Genomic DNA, 18,054 nt, shown 5'->3' on the forward strand with positions numbered 1-18,054 from the left:
AAAAGAGGAAACATAAGAATGAAAAAAGCAGACAAGAAGGGAAAAGGCAGCAGGGGAGGATTTACCCTCATAGAGCTGATCTGTGTCATTGCCATACTCGGTATCCTGGTGGCGCTTGCAGTGCCGTCCTACCGCGGGCTTCAGGACAAATCAGCCAGCCAGGTAGCCATATCCAATGCCAGGTCCAACTATACCCTGGGAAAGGCCCAGCAGGACATGATTGATGCCGGCGCCATGAAGCAGAATGAGAAACAGGAATATAACTATACCAGGGATGCGGATGGAAAGGACTCCGCGTTCTGGGAAGGCGAGATAAACGGCAGGACGTACAAGGCTGTTTATCCAGGCAGCACCGGGGACGGCGAGATTGTGTCGGGAACTGGAAAATAGTCCGTATTTGTGGTACAATTGGCCATTATCGGCTGGATGAAGGACGGGAAGGAAGTAGGAGGATGAAACATATGAAAAAACGCCGGGGATGCCGTGGGTTCACGATGGTGGAACTGATTGTGGTGGTTGCAATCCTGGCCATACTGCTGGCATTTGCTGTTCCCCACATGGCGGGGTATATCCAGGCCGCCCACAATATGACGGCCTATACAGAAGCACAAATGGCTGCGGATGCGGTACAGCGTTATATTACCGACGAGTATGAAAAAGGAACACTGAACGGCAAAATCGTACATAACCTTATGGGAGTGGAGCTGGACAGTCCCTACAGCCTGATTAAGGATTATATCTCTGGAGGACAGAAAGGCGCAAGAATTGCACATGTTAATGCAGATGTCACCGAAGGGCGCCTGATTTCCATAATATATGATTCAGAGAACAGTGAGACGGCAATCCTGGTAACATATGATAAAGACGGAAACGTCACATATGAGAATGTCGGCAAGGATTTTGGCTGGTAGAAGTAGTAAGGACAGAAGCGGTGACACAGAAACAGTAAGGCAGAAGCGGTAAGAGAGGATATCCTATGGAATTAATCTTGGACACGGCGCTGATGATATGGGGATGGCTGCTGGAGCATCTTTTGTACATCAACCTTGTATTTTCAATCATTATCATATTTTTTCAGCGGCGGGACCCGAGAAGCGTGTGGACCTGGCTTCTGGCCCTGTATTTTATTCCTGTGTTCGGAATCATCTTCTATCTTCTGTTCGGGCAGGATTTAAAGAAAAGCAGGATGTTCAAAGTAAAGGAAATCAGCGACAGGCTCAATGTCCCGATTAAGAGCCAGGAGGAAATCATACGCTCGGATGACATGCCCGAGGAGATGATGGATCCCATGACCAGGGATTTCAAAAGCCTGATCCTCTATAACCTGGAGACCTCCGGTTCCGTGCTGACGGTAAACAATAAGGTGCAGATATTCACGGACGGGCAGGAGAAGTTCGAGTCCCTGAGGAATGAGCTCCGCCAGGCCAGGCGGTTCATCCACATCCAGTACTATATCATTAAAAATGACGAGCTGTTTGATTCCATTGTGCCAATCCTGCTGGAAAAGGTAAAGGAGGGCGTGGAGGTCCGTATCCTCTGCGACGGAATGGGCGGCAGGTTCATGCCGAAAAAGCTTTGGGAGAAAATGGAAAAAGCAGGGATTAAGGTGGGCGTGTTCTTCCCGCCCTTCCTGGGATGGCTCAACCTGCGCGTGAATTACCGGAACCATAGGAAAATCGTTGTGATTGACGGTCATACAGGCTTTGTGGGAGGCTTTAATATTGGGCGGGAGTACATTTCCAAGGATCCCAAATTCGGTTACTGGCGGGACACCCATCTGCGTATTGACGGGGAGGCTGCCATCAGCCTGCAGATCCGGTTTGCCCTGGACTGGAACTATGCCACCGGCGAGAACCTTTTTAAGGAGGCAAGGTATTTTGGGGATGAGGCAGAGTACATCACCCGGCGTCTTAAGGGCGAGTGGACCCCTGTGTGGCCTGATCCGGAGCGGGTCAATGAACTGGTGTCCATGCAGATCATTACCAGCGGCCCTGATACCAATGAGCCGCACATAAGGAATAATTACCTGGAACTGTTCCACAAGGCCAAGCACCATATCTATATCCACACCCCGTACTTCATCCCGGACGACGCAATCCTTTCAGCGCTGAAGATTGCAGCGCTCTCAGGCGTGGATGTCCGGCTCATGATTCCGTGTAAGCCGGACCACCCCTTTGTGTACTGGGCCACCTGTTCCTATGCCGGGGAGCTTCTGGACTATGGGGCCAGGGTATATATATATGAAAATGGCTTCCTTCATTCCAAGGGAATCATGGTGGACGGCAGGGTCAGCTGTTATGGGACCGCCAACATGGATATACGCAGCTTTGAACTGAACTTTGAGGTCAATGCCACGATTTATGATGAGGAAGTCACGGGTGAACTGGAGGAGGCGTTCATGGGCGACCTTCCCCACTGCCGGGAGATTACAAGGGAGGATTACAAGGAGAGAAGCATGTGGATGCGCATAAAGGAACAATCCAGCCGCCTGCTCTCCCCGCTTTTGTGACAGACCCTGCCGGCAAAGGGAAAACAGATAAGACGGGCATTGGGAAAGTTCTGGAAAAATGGTTCCGGGCGAATAAAAGCACGGACCGGCTTTCATACTAATGGCTATGAGAGTGCAGACAGAAGGAATCAATCACACAAATAGCCGTAAGGAAAAACGGTACAATAAAATGACGGGACTGCTGATGAATTTCTGCCGGTGCGGCATTGCAGGGTGGTGCCTGGAGGTAATGTTCACATCCGTGGACTCCATCATGGCAGGGGACTGGACCCTGATGGGCCAGACTTCCTTACTTATGTTTCCCATCTATGGGATGGGCGCCCTGCTGTTACCCATCAGCCATTTCATAGACAGCTGGCTTACGGGCCTGCCGGGCTTTGCAGACGGGGATGGGGACAGGATGTCCCGCGCGGGGCGGATCATACGGCACGGGCTTATCTACATGGTGCTGATATTCATTGCGGAATATGTGGCGGGGACCTGGCTTACAGGCCTTGGAATCTGCCCATGGGACTACTCGGCATGGCCGGACAATGTGGGCGGTGTCATCCGGCTTAAGTTCGCCCCCCTGTGGTTTGGGACCGGGCTGTTATTTGAATATTTGACCAGTGCAGATGGCGGGAGTGGATTTTCAGACACACCCTGAAGCGCCGGACAGATGAGCGGTTATTAAATATCAAACCTGGATGGAAGGTATTGTATTTAATCCGCTCTTTTTATATAATAAAATGAAACAGTCCGGGTTTGGCGCCCGGACGCCAAAATATATACAGGAATTAAAGGAGACAGGGAATGATACGGATAATTATGGTGGCACTGACCGTGGTGCTGTTCCTGATTTTCAGTGTGCCGCTGCTTGGCATCCTGGGAATGCGGGACAAGAAAGACCCGGAGGGCGCGCAGTTTAAGAGCCTGCATATCGTACAGGGAGTATTCCGGTTCATACTTAAACTGGCAGGGGTTACATATGAGGTGCAGGGCCTGGAGAACATACCCATGGACCGGGCGGTCCTGTATGTGGGAAACCACAGGAGCTATTTTGACATTCTTGTGGGATATGTGACCGTGCCAGGGCTGACCGGGTTTGTTGCCAAAAAGGAGATGCTTAAGATACCCCTTCTCAGGGACTGGATGCACAGGGTTAACTGCCTGTTCCTTGACAGGGTGAATATCAAAGAAGGGTTAAAGGCCATCCTGGAAGGCATTGAGAAGGTAAAATCCGGTATATCCATCTGGATATTCCCGGAGGGCACACGCAATGAGAATGAGGATATGACGGAACTTCTCCCATTCCATGAGGGCAGCCTTAAGATTGCCCAGAAAAGCGGATGCCCTGTGATACCGGTGGCCATCACAGGGACTTCCCGGATATTCGAGGACCATCTTCCGTTCATAAAGCCCAGCCATGTGGTCATCCGGTACGGTGAACCCATTGATTTAAAGGAACTGCCCCAGGAGGCAAAGAAGTTCCCGGGGGCATATACAAGGGATGTGATATCAGGCATGCTTAAGGATATGGCTGAAGGACAGGAATAAGGAACAATAAGGCGCGCCGGACGCGCGCCCTGGAACAGGAGCGTATTAGATACCATGGAGAATCTGGATTTACAGGAAATCAGGGGACAGCTGGATGGCATTGATTCACAGCTGGTTGAGTTATTTGAGAGAAGGATGAAGCTGTGCGGGGACGTAGCGGAGTATAAGATTGGAACAGGCAAGCCTGTGTATGACGGGGCAAGGGAAAAGGAAAAATTAGAAACCGTGACCGGTATGGCCCATGGGGATTTTAACAGGCAGGGAGTTTACGAACTGTTTTCGCAGATCATGACCATCAGCCGCAGGCTCCAGTATGGCCTCCTGGCAGGGCATGGGCAGCGCCTGGATACCGGGTTTACCATGGTGGAGGAGCTGAAGCGGGACAATGCCCGGATTGTGTACCAGGGCGTGGAAGGGGCTTACAGCCATGCAGCGGCCCTTCAGTACTTTGGGGATGACGCAGATGTATATCATGTGCCCAGCTTTGAGGATGCCATGGTGGAAGTGGAGGAAGGCCGGGCGGATTACGCGGTCCTTCCCATTGAGAATTCCTCCGCAGGGGCTGTCAGCGGCAACTATGACAATCTGGTCATGCACAACCTCTATATCGTGGCCGAGACCCAGGTTTCCGTAAACCATGCCCTTCTGGGGCTTAAGGGGGCGTCCATTTCGGATATCAGGAGGGTTTATTCCCATCCCCAGGCCCTAATGCAGTGTTCCCGGTACCTGAATGCCAACAGGCAGTGGACCCAGTTCAGCGTGGAGAACACGGCGGGCGCTGCCAAGAAGATACTGGAGGACCAGGACATTGCCCAGGCAGCAGTGGCCAGCGAGACAGCGGGAAAGCTATACGGGCTTCAGGTCCTTGAGCATGGCATCAACCATGACAAGGACAACACCACCCGGTTCATCATTCTGTCTAAATCGCCTGTTTACAGGCAGGGTGCAGGCAAGGTGAGCATCTGCTTTGAAGGTTTACATAAAAGCGGTTCCCTGTATAACATGCTGGGGAACCTGATTTATAACAATGTCAACATGCTGATGATTGAATCCCGTCCCATTGTGGGACGCAGCTGGGAATACAGGTTCTTTGTGGATGTGGAAGGTTCCCTGGGGGATGCGGCCATACAGAATGCGTTAAAGGGAATTTCAGAGGAAGCCGTAAGCATGCGGATCCTGGGCAATTATTAGGGAGGTATGACGGGTATGAATATTAATGAACTGATTATATACAGGAATCTGGAATACCAGGAGCTGTTTAAGGACATGGCCTGCCTTATGGGATATGCGGACTGCGATGGCCGGCCGGATGCATTCCACTGCGCAGGACAGTTGGTTGAACTGGCTGTGAATTATGGATTCGAGGGGAATCTCTGGCACTGTTTCCTGGCCTTCTGTCTGGCCAACAACGAAAATGCCTATACAACCACCTGTGAAATCACAGGGGCGGCAGGCGGCTCCCTGGACCGGCTGGCCAGGGAGGACTTTAAGATCTTTAAGGCATTATTTGATTACGACATCCATGACCTTGCGCCTGCCGGGATGTGGAACCAGCTGGCCAGTTATGAGTCCAGCGGAAAAGGCAGCCGCGTGTTCAATAAGAGGATCAGGGACCGCATCGTGAGCCTGGCTGTCAAGCTGAAGGAATCCGCGGATGTGGAGGAATTCCAGGATCACGTGGAGGAATTTTACCGGGAATTCGGAGTTGGCAAATTCGGCCTTAATAAGGCATTCCGGATTGTGGAAAAGGATGAGGGACAGACCGTTGTCATTGACCCGATTATCAATGTGGAGCACGTATATTTTGATAATATCGTGGGGTATCAGCTGCAGAAACAGAAGCTGATTGAGAACACCGAAGCATTCGTGGAAGGCCGGGAGGCCAACAATGTGCTGCTGTTCGGCGATGCGGGAACCGGTAAGTCCTCCAGTGTCAAGGCTGTGCTCAATGAATATTACAGCAGGGGACTGCGTATCATTGAGGTATATAAGCACCAGTTCCGCGCGCTCTCCGATGTGCTGGAGCAGATTAAGGACAGGAATTACAAATTCATCATTTACATGGACGACCTTTCCTTTGAGGATTACGAACTGGAGTACAAGTATCTGAAGGCAATCCTGGAGGGCGGGCTTGGCAAGCGCCCGGACAATGTGCTGATTTACGCCACATCCAACAGACGCCATCTGATACGTGAGAAGTTCAGTGACAAGAGGGAACTGGACGACGAGCTTCATAACAATGATACGGTACAGGAGAAGCTGTCCCTGGCTTCCCGTTTTGGCGTGACCATATACTTTGGCTCCCCGGACAAGAGGGAATTTGAGACAATCGTGAAGGCATTGGCGGACCGTTACCACCTGGATATGCCGGAACAGGAGCTTTACGCGGAGGCCAATAAGTGGGAACTGAGCCACGGCGGCCTGTCAGGCCGTACGGCGGCCCAGTTCATCACCCATCTTCTTGGCCGGAAATAGCAGATGTGCTCCCTGGGAACAGGCGGGGATTTCATGCATGCCTAGGAAACAGGCGGGGCTTTTACGTATGCCTGGGAAACGGGCAGGGCTTTCATGCATGCCAGGGTGGGGTTTACATGAATTTTACAGGGGTTTTACATGGTTTACATGTAAAAGTTTAATGACCCGTTTATAATAGCGGTCAAAAGGAGTGATAAAGGTGGCTATTCGGACATTTGCGGCAATTGACGTTGGCTCATTCGAGCTGGAAATGGGCATCTATGAGATGTCATATAAGACGGGAATCCGGCGTGTGGACCATGTCCGCCATGTGATTGCCCTTGGCAAGGATACGTACAGCCAGGGCAAAATCAGCTATGGCCTGGTGGAGGAGATGTGCCAGGTCCTGGGGGAGTTCGCCCAGATAATGAAGGCATACAGGGTCAAGGACTACAGGGCCTATGCGACCAGCGCCATGAGGGAAGCCCACAACAATCAGATCATACTGGACCAGATCCGGGTGAGGACAGGGCTTAACGTGCGCATCATCAGCAACTCAGAGCAGCGTTTTATCAGCTATAAGGCCATTGCTGCCAAGGCCAGTGAATTTAATAAGATCATACAAAAAGGGACGGCCATTGTGGATGTTGGATTCGGCAGCGCCCAGCTGTCCCTCTTTGACAAGGATTCCCTGGTGACCACCCAGAACCTCCCTCTCGGTACCCTGCGTGTGCGCGGCCTTCTGGCCAACATCCCGGCAACCGTGGCGGAACACCGGGAGCACATTGAGGAGATTGTGGACAATGAGCTGTTCACCTTCCGCAAGATGTACCTGAAGGACCGGGAAATCAACAACCTTATCGGAATCGGGGAGAATATCCTCTATATCATTAACCGCATGGACCTGAAGGCATACGGGGACCGGATTGATGCAGCCACCATGAACCGTTTTTATGAGCGTCTGTGCCAGCTGACCACGGACCAGATTGAGGAGAAGTTTGGAGTGAACAGTGAATACGCCTCCCTGCTCCTTCCAAGCGTGGTGGTGTATAAACGCATTCTGGAACTGACCGGGGCAGACATGTTCTGGGTTCCGGGAATCCGTCTGTGCGACGGCATTGCCGCTGAATATGCCCAGGATAACAAGCTGGTCCGGTTCAGCCATAACTTTGAGAACGATATCCTGGCAGCGTCCAGGAACATGGCCAAGCGCTATAAGTGCCACACCAGCCACAACCAGGTGCTGGAACAATATGCCCTGGGAATCTTTGACAGCATGAAAAAGTACCATGGGCTTGGGGCCAGGGAAAGACTGCTTCTGCAGATATCCGTACTGCTCCATGCCTGCGGCAAGTTCATCAGCATCAAGAACTCCAACGAATGCTCCTATAACATCATCATGTCCACGGAAATCATTGGCCTCAGCCATCTGGAGAGGGAAATCATTGCCAACGTGGTCCGCTACAACATAAGGGATTTCGACTATGACAAAGTCCAGCTGGAGACACAGATCCACCAGGAGGATATGCCGGGTTACAGCCGCAACGCAATCACCATCCTTATCGCAAAACTGACAGCCATCCTGCGCCTGGCCAATTCCATGGACAGAAGCCACCGCGGAAAACTGGCGGACTGCCGCATGGCGGTCAGGGACAATGAACTGATTATCACAACAGGATATCAGGGCAACATGGCATTGGAGACAGCCTCCTTTGAACAGAAGGCGGATTTCTTTGAGGAGATATTTGGCGTAAGACCTGTGTTAAAGCAGAAGAGGAGGGTGTAATCATGGCAGATTCAGTAGGAAAGCAGCAGTCTGCAAAACAGACTGTAAAAGAGACAGCCAAAGAGGCGTCTAAGCAGGCTGAGAAGGCCAGGGCCGAAACCTCTAAGGCTGAGAAGGTTAAGGCGGAAGCTTCGAAGGTTGAGAAGGCCAGGGCGGAAGCTTCGAAGGCTGAGAAGGCCAAGGCGGAAGTCTCAAAGACCGATAAAGCCAAGGCAGAAAGCACGAAGGACGTAAAGTTAAAAATGGAAAAGCCTGCAGAAACCACTGTGGATTTTGCGGCTGACCCGAACAATTATGTTAACCGAGAACTGAGCTGGCTTGAGTTCAACTACCGGGTGCTGAGCGAGGCAAGGGACAAAAGCCTTCCGCTTTTTGAGCGCCTCAAATTCCTAAGTATCACGGCTTCTAACCTGGATGAATTCTACATGGTGCGCGTTGCCTCCTTAAAGGATATGGTGCATGCAAAATACACCAAGCCCGACATAGCAGGCCTGACACCTCAGGAGCAGCTGGATAAAATAAGTGAGAAGACACACCAGCTGGTTGAAATGCAGTATTCCACCTATAACAGGTCCCTCCTGCCTGCCCTTAAGGCCAACGGGCTTAGGGTCATTACGGAGCATGAGGACCTGACAGAAAAGGAAGCTGCATTTGCAGATGAATATTTTAAGAAAAATGTATATCCCGTACTGACGCCCATGGCGTTTGATTCCTCCAGGCCATTTCCTTTAATCCGCAACAAGACGCTGAACATAGCTGCGCTTCTGAGGAAGAAAAAAGCGGACGAGACAGACGATGAGCTGGAGTTTGCCATGGTGCAGGTGCCGTCCGTCATCCCCAGGATTGTGGAACTTCCAAGGGAAGTGGTGGAGGATGGAAAGGAACAGCGCGTGGTCATACTTCTGGAAGAGATAATTGAGCGGAACATGCCGTCCCTGTTCCTGAACTATGATATTGTGGCATCCCATCCATTCCGTATCATGAGGAACGCGGACCTCACCATTGATGAGGAAGAGGCAGTGGACCTGCTGGAAGAAATCCAGAAGCAGCTGAAGAAACGCCAGTGGGGCGAGGCCATCCGTCTGGAGATTGAGGATAACGTAGATAAGCGGCTGCTGAAAATCCTCAGAAAAGAGCTATCCATCAACAGCCAGGATATATTTGGAATCAACGGTCCCCTGGATCTGACCTTCCTTATGAAGATGTATGGACTGGAAGGTTTCGATCTGTTTAAGACATCCAGATACGTGCCCCAGCCGGTACCGGCCCTGATGAACGAGGATGACATCTTCACCAATATCCGGAAAGGGGATATCCTGCTCCATCACCCATACCAGAGTTTTGACCCGGTGGTAAACTTTGTGCGCAGCGCGGCCAGGGACCCGGAGGTGCTGGCAATCAAGCAGACCCTTTACCGTGTCAGCGGCAACTCTCCAATCATTGCAGCGCTGGCTGAAGCAGCTGACAACGGCAAGCAGGTATCCGTGCTGGTGGAACTGAAGGCAAGGTTTGACGAGGAAAACAACATCAACTGGGCCAAGATGCTTGAGAAAGCCGGCTGCCATGTCATCTACGGCCTGGTGGGCCTTAAGACCCACAGCAAGATTACCCTGGTGGTGCGCATGGAAGAGGACGGAATCAGGCGTTACGTCCATCTTGGGACCGGCAATTACAATGATTCAACCGCAAAGCTCTATACGGACTGCGGAATCCTGACCTGCGACCCTCAGATAGGAGAGGACGCGACCGCTGTATTCAACATGCTGTCCGGATATTCAGAGCCCCTTGCATGGAATAAGCTTTCCGTGGCCCCCCTATGGCTTAGGGGAAGGTTCCTGCGGATGATACGCAGGGAAGCAGAGCATGCCAGGAACGGCAAGCCTGCCCACATCATGGCCAAGATGAACTCCCTGTGTGACAAGGAAATCATAACCGCCCTGTATGAAGCATCCTGTGCAGGAGTCAAGATAGAAATGATAATCCGGGGCATCTGCTGTCTGAAGGCAGGCGTTCCCGGTTTAAGTGAGAATATATCGGTGCGTTCCATTGTAGGCAACTTCCTGGAGCACAGCCGGATTTTCTACTTCCTTAATGACGCAAGCCCTGAGGTCTACATGGGCAGTGCGGACTGGATGCCGCGTAACCTGGACCGCCGTGTGGAAATCATGTTCCCGGTAGAGAACGAAACGCTGAAGGAGCAGGTCATCCGCATCCTTGAGATTGAATTGGAAGACAATGTGAAAGCCCACATCCTCCAGCCGGACGGAACCTACGAAAAAGAAGATAAACGGGGTAAAGTCCTGGTAAACTCCCAGGAACAGTTCTGCCGGGAGGCCATTATGATGGCAAAGGAATTCAGGGTGGATGACCCGGCCAGGGTGAGGGTGTTTACGCCGATTGAGAGTAGTGGGGTTTGATGGATGGTTGGTGTAAGAGGGGGATTTTGGGAGGCTACGCCCGTGAAGGGGGACAGGACGGACGGCAGCGGACTGGACGCCCAGTTCCGGAGGGCGCAGCTTCTAAGGCCCTGACAACATAAAAGACGGGGGATCGGTGCTATTCACGTAGAAATCCTGAAGGACTTTCTACGTTCAGAGCACCTTGGACTCATGCTTTGATGCATTCGTCCACCCCCGTCTTTTATGCTGCCAGGACCTAAGAAGCTGCGCCCTCCTACACTATGCGTCCACCCCGCCGCCATCCGTCCTGTCCCCCTCCCCGTGCTGTGTCCTCCAACCCCCACATACCTCAATCATCCATCCGGAAATAAAATAAATTCCCTGGCCTGGGTTAATATTGATGGGTGAAAAAACCCCTGGCTGGGTTTTTTATTTTTTTCCTGATTTATGTGGTGTGGAGAAAACGATACGTAGTGGGTGAGTGGAATGGGGATGGGGGCGGGGGATGCATCTGCAGGTGCGTGCTGGTCTTAGGCTGTGGCAAGCGGCGCTAAGAGGCTGGCGCCTTTGTCTGAGCTCAGTAACAAGATTGACGGATAAGAACAGGCGCGAGTTAGGCGGCCAGACTCTTGTCCAGCGCCGATTGCCACAGCCTTAGAGCAGCTAGCACCGAAGCCGTATCCCCCGCCCCCATCCCCATTCCACTCACGGACGGATGCACCTAAATTCCCCACCCACCCCACCTAAATCACCCATGCGTAAACAGCTTCATGGCTTCTGCAAGTATCTCATCGCTGATCCCGGAATCGATTTCCACCCCTTTTATCTGGGGGATGCGGGTGACCAGTTCTTTTTGGACCAGGTTTTTGACGGTTTCATCGGCGGAGGGGCAGCCGGCGCATCCGCCCTGCATTTCAATCCAGAGGATACCGTTTTCATCTAAGTCCACTACCTCCAGCCCGCCCCCGTGGCTGGATAACTGGGGGCGGACGAAGAGGTTCAGGACTGCTTCTATGTCTTTTCTTAATTCTTCGTTCATGGATTACCTCTTATTTGGCTTCCTTTTTTGCGGCGGCCATTGCGTCGAATTTGGCGAGCATGGCCCTTGGGGTTGCTGTGTGGGCGCTGCGCTCGTATCTTGGGCACTCGTCGTAGCCTTTCAGGCCGGCCAGGTATTTTGCGATTTTCTTAAGTTCTTCCAGGTCGTAGCGGCCCATCATGGTGATGGTCTCCATGAGCGGGGAACCGCCGCCGTGTACGCCTGCCACTGCCTGGGCTGCTTCGTAGGAGTCGCAGAGTTTGTTTTCCATCATGCGCATGACACGGTGGGTGTCTTCTGCGCTGTAGGCCGGGTTGCGGAGTATATACTTATTGCACAGTTCTGCTGTTTCAGGTGCGTAGAAGCTTTCCTCGGTGGGAAGGGATGCGCATACGCCTCCGGTCAGGTCGGCCAGTGTCTCATATTCATGGTAAATGTTGTGTCCTGCCAGGCGGCGTCCCGCATTGGTCAGCACTTCGTCCGGAACCTGCTGCCCGGAGGGGAACTTGGTTGAGTGATAGGCGGATGCCTCCCCGGCTGCAAAGACAAGCTCTGCGGTCTGGATGATATCACAGATTTTTTCACGTACATGGGATTCACGTGCAATGTCGTTTACATCGGCTACAAGGGCTGCCTGGGATGCGATTACCTCGGAGACCGCTGTTTTACATCCGGTGTAGGAATGACGGTGATAGTGTGCGAACATCAGGGCAAGGTAGCCTGCGTAGCGCGCAACGCCTTCATGGTCGCGGCCGCACATGAATACGCGGTCATATGGCACGAAGCAGTCGTCGAAGATGGTAAGGCTCTCTACATCGCCGATGTTTGCAAAGGGGGCCTCGATATGGGTGCGTTTGTGGTGCAGTCCGGGAAGGGCCATCAGCTTTACGCCGTCCCAGTCCCCGGGAAGGGCAAATGCAACCGCGTAATCAGCATCATCCGGTCCCATGAATTTGGTCGGGTTTACAATGATCTCATCTACATAAGGTGCATTGGAGTTGCATATCTTGGCGCCTCGGACAATGATGCCTTTACATGGTTTTCCGTCAATGCCGATGCCGTCCACGTCTGTTTCTACTACATGGACAAAGGAGTCGGGGTCGGGCTGCATGTGGGCGCGTTTGTATTTTGGATTACGGGAGCCTTTTACGTCTGTCTGGGCACAGTTGCAGACCAGGTCGTATTTCTGGCAGTACTCAATGTACTTTAACAGGCGCTGGTGGTATTCTGTGCCGCAGGCCTCGTCACAGTCATAGGTAACGGAGAACAGGGCGTTCATGGCATCCGTACCCATGCAGCGCTGCATGCATCCGCCCACGCGGTGGCAGATCAAACGGGTCATCAGCTGTTTCTTCAGCAGGTCCTCCTGGCTGTGGTGGATATGGGTGCAGCGGTTGATGGTTTCTCCTGTAATGTGGGACGTGGTCACGCAGACGTCTGCATAGTCCGGGTCGTTGGCAACGTCGTAGCACTGCTTCATTACATAGGTGCCGCCCTTAATCCAGTCGGCCAGGTCCCTTTCCGGGCCTTCCTTGCCGTTGGAACGGTCCACGCATTTTCCGTTCATGTATACGTTGGGTTTCATTTTTAAAAGACGCTCTTTATACTGTTCGTATGTACCGATTGCCATAGTTAATACCTTCCTTTATGTTTTATTTTATTGTTTTTTAGTTGCTGAAACCGCATCGAATTTGGCCAGCATGGCCCTTGGGGTTGCTGTGTGGGCGCTGCGCTCGTAGCGCGGGCATTTCTCGTATCCGGGAAGCCCTGCCAGGTATTTTGCGATTTTTTTCAATTCTTCCAGGTCATAACGGCTCATGAGGGTGATGGTTTCCATGAGAGGGGAACCGCCGCCGTGTACGCCTGCCACTGCCTGGGCTGCTTCGTAGGAGTCGCACAGCTTGTTTTCCATCATGCGCATGACACGGTGGGTGTCCTCTGCGCTGTAGGCCGGGTTGCGGAGTATATACTTATTGCACAGTTCTGCTGTTTCCGGCGCAAAGAAGCTCTCTTCCGTTGGAAGGGAAGCACAGACACCGCCGGTCAGGTCGGCCAGGGTTTCGTACTCATGGTACATGTTGTGTCCTGCCAGACGGCGTCCAGCGTTGGTCAGCACCTCATCCGGAACCCATTGGCCGGATGGAAATTCCATTGCATGGTGGGCGGCCGCCTCGCCTGCTGCGAATACCAGTTCCGCTGTCTGGATGATGTCACAGATTTTTTCCCGGACATGGGACTCCCTGGCAATGTCATTGACATCGGCTACCAGGGCTGCCTGGGATGCGATGACCTCGGAGACAGCGGTCTTACATCCGGTGTAGGAATGGCGGTGGTAATGTGCAAACATCAGGGCCAGATAACCGGCGTAACGCGCAACGCCTTCGTGGTCGCGGCCGCACATGAATACGCGGTCATAGGGCACGAAGCAGTCGTCGAAGATGGTAAGGCTTTCCACGTCCCCAATCTGCGCATAAGGCGCGTCCAGATGGGTACGTTTGTGATGCAGTCCCGGAAGGGCCATCAGCTTGACTCCGTCCCAGTCAGCGGGAAGGGCGAAGGCCACCGCGTAATCGCTGTCATCCTGGCTCATGAACTTGGTTGGGTTTACAATGATTTCATCCACATACGGAGCGCAGGAGTTACAGATCTTGGCACCGCGCACGATGATGCCCTTACATGGTTTTCCGTCCACGCCGATGCCGTCCACATCTGTCTCTACCACGTGTACAAAGGAATCCGGGTCCGGCTGCATATGGGCGCGTTTGTACTTGGGGTTGCGGGATCCCTTTACGTCGGTCTGTGCGCAGTTGCAGATTAAATCGTCCTTCTGACAGTATTCAATGTATTTGACCAGACGCTTGTGGTACTCTGTGCCGCAGGCCTCGTCACAGTCATAAGTAACGGAGAACAGGGCGTTCATGGCATCCGTGCCCATGCATCGCTGCATACATCCGCCCACGTGCTGGCAGATCAGGCGCGTCATCAGCTGTTTCTTCAGCAGGTCATCCATGCTGTGGTGGATATGGGTACAGCGGTTAATCTTTTCTCCGGTAATATGGGAAGTGGTCACACATACATCCTCATATCTGGGGTCATTGGCAACGTCATAGCACTGTTTCATTACATAGGTCCCGCCTTTGATCCAGTCAGCCAGGTCCCTTTCAGCGCCTTCTTTTCCGTTGGAGCGGTCAACACATCTGCCGTTTAAATAAACATTGGGTTTCATTTTGAGAAGCCGTTCCTTGTATTGTTCATAAGTTCCAATTCCCATTCCTATATTCCTCCTTCATATTTTATACTTGTTAAATTTTTGCCATTTATGGGGCGCCATGGTCTTGCGCCCTTACACCATGATTTAAAGAGCAAGAATTGTGCCAGATAGCAAGAGGCGGAAATCAGTGGATTTGGGGCGTTGGACTGTATAAAAAGGGCATGGTCATCTGAAAACATGTATAAAAAGTATACAAAAAATGATGGTGCAGTGTGATATAAGGTTGGCATGTGATTTGCGTGTATAAAAAATATAATGATTAATTGAACGGCAATGGGAAAGGAGACAGGTAAATGATACATATTAACAGGGATTTGTGCACCGGGTGCGGGGTATGCGTTAAGGTATGTTCCATGGCATGTATTGTCCTGGAGGAGGAAAAGGCGGTATTTAAAGGAGAAAAGAGGTGTATGACCTGCGCCCACTGCATGGCTGTGTGCCCGCAGAAAGCTGTGTGCACGGACCGATATGACAACAGCGAGTCCGTGGAAATGACACCGGATATCCCTCTGGCATCGCCGGAGGAAATGAAAAACAGGATGGTGCTTCGCAGGAGTATCCGCGCTTACAGGCAGAAGGTACCCTCCAGGCAGGAGATTGAAGCCATTCTGGATGGGGCCAGATATGCGGGCACGGGAGGTAACAGGCAGGCCCTGCGCTACATCGCGGTGTGCGGACATATGGATGAGGTGACCGGGGAGGCGGCCCGCGTCCTGGGCGGCCTGGCAGAGAAACCGGGATTCTATGCGCCTGCCTATGGGAGGATTTATAAGGAGAGCCTGAAGGGAAATGACATACTGTTCTATGGGGCGCCCCTCCTTATATTAGTAATCGGGAATAAGAAAAAAGGATTCAATGTGAAAAAGGACGGAGGGCTGGCGTCTGCATACATCCAGCTGATGGCTGAAACCATGGGGATTGGCTCCTGTATCAACGGCTTTTTTGGAGACGCTGTGGATAACAGCAGTAAGTTAAAGGAAATGTTGGGGATAACAGAGGATGAATCCATGGTAATGGCCATTGCCATGGGCTATCCGCTTATTTCGTATATGCGCAGTGCGCCCAGGAAAAAGCTGGATTTAACCTGGATGTGAGGACGGCGCTCTTAGGAAAAGCTGGATTTAACCTGGATGTGAGGGTAGCGCTCTTAGGAAGAAGCTGGATTTAACCTGGATGTGAGGACAGCGATTTCAGGAAAAAGCTGGTTTTACCTGGATGTAGGGACAGCGCTCCATCCGGTCGGATATACACAGGTTGGCATCAAAATTGCTGTTTAAAATTGGCATGAGGCGCAGGCTCCAATAAAAGCGCTTGGCCTCTACGTGCGAATCGAATGAAACGAGGGGGTGTCAGATGGATAAATATCTGATTAGGAAATTGGCGGTATGTCTTGTAGGCTCATTTATATATGCGGCCGGGATAACCGTGGTGAAAGTATGCAATCTGGGGATATCGCCCATTACAAGCGCGCCTTATGCATTTTCCTTTGTAGTGGGCCAGACCCTGGGGACCTGCACCATGTATCTGAATGCAATCCTTTATATCATCCAGAAGCTGGTGCTGAAAAAAGAGTACACGCTGCGCAAGTTTTTGACCCAGTTCATACTCAGCGCGGTATTTGCAGTGCTGATTGACCTTACGGGAATCATGTTTGGCGGATTCGTGCCCCAGTCTTATGGGTTCAGGCTCATATATCTGGTGTTTGGCTGTTTTGTGCTGGCAGTGGGGGTCTGCGGCGTGGTCATGTCTAATTTTGGCATGCTTCCCGGAGAAGGCGTGGCTGTTTGTATACAGCGGGTTACAAAACTGGATTTTGGGATATGCAAGATTATTTTTGACTGTTCCATGGTGGCCCTGGCCCTGGTCATTTCCCTTGTCTTTTTAGGACGGATAGAGGGAGTCAGGGAAGGAACCCTGATATCAGCGGTCATGATAGGCTGGTTTGCCAGGTATGTCGGACGCTTCCTGGGGCCAAGGCTGGCCCTGGTGCTCAACCCGAAGGTGGATGAGAAAACAGTGATGGAAGCGGAAATGGAAATGTGATGGAAGTGTGAAGGAAGCGGAAATGGAAGCGTGATGGAAGTGTGAAGGAAGCGGAAATGAAAGCGCAATAAAGCGGAAATGAAAGCGCAATAAAGCGGAAATGAAAGCGGAAACAAAACCATGATAAAGCCGACGGAGTAAAAAAAGTAATACAAAAAAAGGAGAAAAGGAGAATAAGATATGATTGAAATGAAAAATACGCCATTTGAAATCCCCACATTTGATTTGACCGGGAAGGTTGCCATAATCACGGGAAGCACCACCGGGCTGGGATATGGCATGGCGGTTGCCTTCTGCGCATATGGCGCCAAGGTGGTGATTAACGGTCTGGAGGAAGAGGACTGCAAACGTGTTTCAGATGAGATTAATGAGATGGGGGGAACCACCATCCCATTTAAAGCAGACGTAAGGAACCGCGCAGAGGTCCAGGCCATGGTCGGTAAGACGGTGGAAACCTTTGGCAGGCTGGATATCATGGTCTGCAACGCCGGAATCGGAATCACGAAGCGGATTGTGGAAATGAGTGATGAAGAGTGGGATGAGGTAGTGGACACGGACTTAAAGGGCGTGTTCATCTGCGGCGCGGAAGCTGCCAAGGTCATGATTGAAAAGGAAATCAGGGGAAGGGTCATCAACATTTCTTCCGCAGGCGGCCTGGTTGGAACCAAGAATATCGCGGCATACTGTGCTTCCAAGTCCGGCGTCATAAGCCTTTCCAAGACAGAGGCCATGGAGTGGGGACGCTACGGCATAACGGCCAATGCTATCTGCCCGGGATATGTCCCCACAGCCATTAACGCGGCGCCTCTGGCAATACCAAGGGTACGGGAGCAGATCCTGGCCAAGACAGCGTTAAAACGTCTGGGTGAAATCTGGGAAGTGGCGGCAGTGGCCCTTTTCCTTGCGTCGGATGCCTCCAGCATTGTCACGGGCGCTTATATTGCCGCTGATATGGGAACCACATGTAATTAATGTTGGAAATAGTCTCAAGTTAAAGTTCAGGCTGCCGTCAAACAG

At 52.0% G+C, this 18,054-nt stretch carries 15 protein-coding genes; 12 read left to right on the forward strand and 3 right to left on the reverse strand.

From position 1 onward, the window contains the following. Positions 1 to 18 precede the first annotated feature (18 nt). From MCJ35_RS27385 to MCJ35_RS27425, 9 genes are all read left to right on the forward strand, one after another. Positions 19 to 390: a prepilin-type N-terminal cleavage/methylation domain-containing protein gene (locus MCJ35_RS27385; protein WP_008724063.1), complete on the forward strand. Its 372-nt coding sequence runs from the start codon at positions 19 to 21 to the stop codon at positions 388 to 390. A 71-nt stretch (positions 391 to 461) separates the two neighbouring features. Then, a complete protein-coding gene (locus MCJ35_RS27390; protein WP_025484268.1) occupies positions 462 to 911 on the forward strand; it encodes a type II secretion system protein in 450 nt (149 codons plus the stop codon). Positions 912 to 976: 65 nt separating this feature from the next. Next, positions 977 to 2,509 carry a cardiolipin synthase gene (gene cls, locus MCJ35_RS27395; RefSeq protein ID WP_008724066.1) on the forward strand — a complete coding sequence of 511 codons (1,533 nt, stop codon included), beginning with the start codon at positions 977 to 979 and terminating at the stop codon, positions 2,507 to 2,509. 100 nt (positions 2,510 to 2,609) lie between these two features. Then, positions 2,610 to 3,155 carry a putative ABC transporter permease gene (locus tag MCJ35_RS27400; protein WP_025484266.1) on the forward strand — a complete coding sequence of 182 codons (546 nt, stop codon included), beginning with the start codon at positions 2,610 to 2,612 and terminating at the stop codon, positions 3,153 to 3,155. 146 nt (positions 3,156 to 3,301) lie between these two features. Then, positions 3,302 to 4,045 (forward strand): lysophospholipid acyltransferase family protein, encoded by a 744-nt coding sequence (locus MCJ35_RS27405; RefSeq protein ID WP_008724072.1) that lies wholly within the window; start codon positions 3,302 to 3,304, stop codon positions 4,043 to 4,045. Between the two features lie 54 nt (positions 4,046 to 4,099). After that, complete coding sequence (locus tag MCJ35_RS27410; RefSeq protein WP_120056523.1) at positions 4,100 to 5,236, forward strand: bifunctional chorismate mutase/prephenate dehydratase; 1,137 nt, start codon at positions 4,100 to 4,102, stop codon at positions 5,234 to 5,236. A 15-nt stretch (positions 5,237 to 5,251) separates the two neighbouring features. Then, positions 5,252 to 6,520: an ATP-binding protein gene (locus tag MCJ35_RS27415; RefSeq protein ID WP_025484264.1), complete on the forward strand. Its 1,269-nt coding sequence runs from the start codon at positions 5,252 to 5,254 to the stop codon at positions 6,518 to 6,520. A gap of 199 nt (positions 6,521 to 6,719) precedes the next feature. Next, complete coding sequence (locus MCJ35_RS27420; RefSeq protein ID WP_025484263.1) at positions 6,720 to 8,285, forward strand: Ppx/GppA phosphatase family protein; 1,566 nt, start codon at positions 6,720 to 6,722, stop codon at positions 8,283 to 8,285. 242 nt (positions 8,286 to 8,527) lie between these two features. Then, the gene (locus MCJ35_RS27425) at positions 8,528 to 10,702 is read left to right on the forward strand and encodes an RNA degradosome polyphosphate kinase (protein WP_488473323.1); all 2,175 of its coding nucleotides are present in this window, start codon (positions 8,528 to 8,530) and stop codon (positions 10,700 to 10,702) included. A 730-nt stretch (positions 10,703 to 11,432) separates the two neighbouring features. Here the strand turns inward: MCJ35_RS27425 and MCJ35_RS27430 are convergent. The 3 genes from MCJ35_RS27430 to MCJ35_RS27440 are packed head-to-tail and all read right to left on the reverse strand — an operon-like array spanning position 11,433 to position 14,994. Then, on the reverse strand, positions 11,433 to 11,723 hold the full coding sequence (locus tag MCJ35_RS27430; RefSeq protein WP_008724081.1) for a NifU family protein: 291 nt from the start codon (positions 11,721 to 11,723) through the stop codon (positions 11,433 to 11,435). 10 nt (positions 11,724 to 11,733) lie between these two features. Further along, complete coding sequence (locus MCJ35_RS27435; protein ID WP_008724082.1) at positions 11,734 to 13,353, reverse strand: 4-hydroxyphenylacetate 3-hydroxylase family protein; 1,620 nt, start codon at positions 13,351 to 13,353, stop codon at positions 11,734 to 11,736. A 27-nt stretch (positions 13,354 to 13,380) separates the two neighbouring features. Then, positions 13,381 to 14,994, reverse strand: a complete 1,614-nt coding sequence (locus tag MCJ35_RS27440) for a 4-hydroxyphenylacetate 3-hydroxylase N-terminal domain-containing protein (protein WP_008724084.1) — start codon at positions 14,992 to 14,994, stop codon at positions 13,381 to 13,383. A gap of 293 nt (positions 14,995 to 15,287) precedes the next feature. Here MCJ35_RS27440 and MCJ35_RS27445 point away from each other — a divergent pair, with 293 nt between their 5' ends. The 3 genes from MCJ35_RS27445 to MCJ35_RS27455 all read left to right on the forward strand — a co-directional run bounded on the left by MCJ35_RS27445 (position 15,288) and on the right by MCJ35_RS27455 (position 18,009). Continuing rightward, positions 15,288 to 16,088, forward strand: coding sequence for a nitroreductase family protein (locus MCJ35_RS27445; RefSeq protein ID WP_008724088.1), 801 nt, complete (start codon positions 15,288 to 15,290; stop codon positions 16,086 to 16,088). Positions 16,089 to 16,347: 259 nt separating this feature from the next. After that, positions 16,348 to 17,037: a YczE/YyaS/YitT family protein gene (locus MCJ35_RS27450; protein ID WP_025484262.1), complete on the forward strand. Its 690-nt coding sequence runs from the start codon at positions 16,348 to 16,350 to the stop codon at positions 17,035 to 17,037. A gap of 180 nt (positions 17,038 to 17,217) precedes the next feature. Beyond that, complete coding sequence (locus MCJ35_RS27455) at positions 17,218 to 18,009, forward strand: SDR family NAD(P)-dependent oxidoreductase (protein WP_227809104.1); 792 nt, start codon at positions 17,218 to 17,220, stop codon at positions 18,007 to 18,009. Positions 18,010 to 18,054 lie beyond the last annotated feature (45 nt).

The sequence above is a fragment of the Enterocloster sp. OA13 genome (assembly GCF_022440595.1).
GTDB classification, from domain to species: domain Bacteria; phylum Bacillota; class Clostridia; order Lachnospirales; family Lachnospiraceae; genus Enterocloster; species Enterocloster hominis.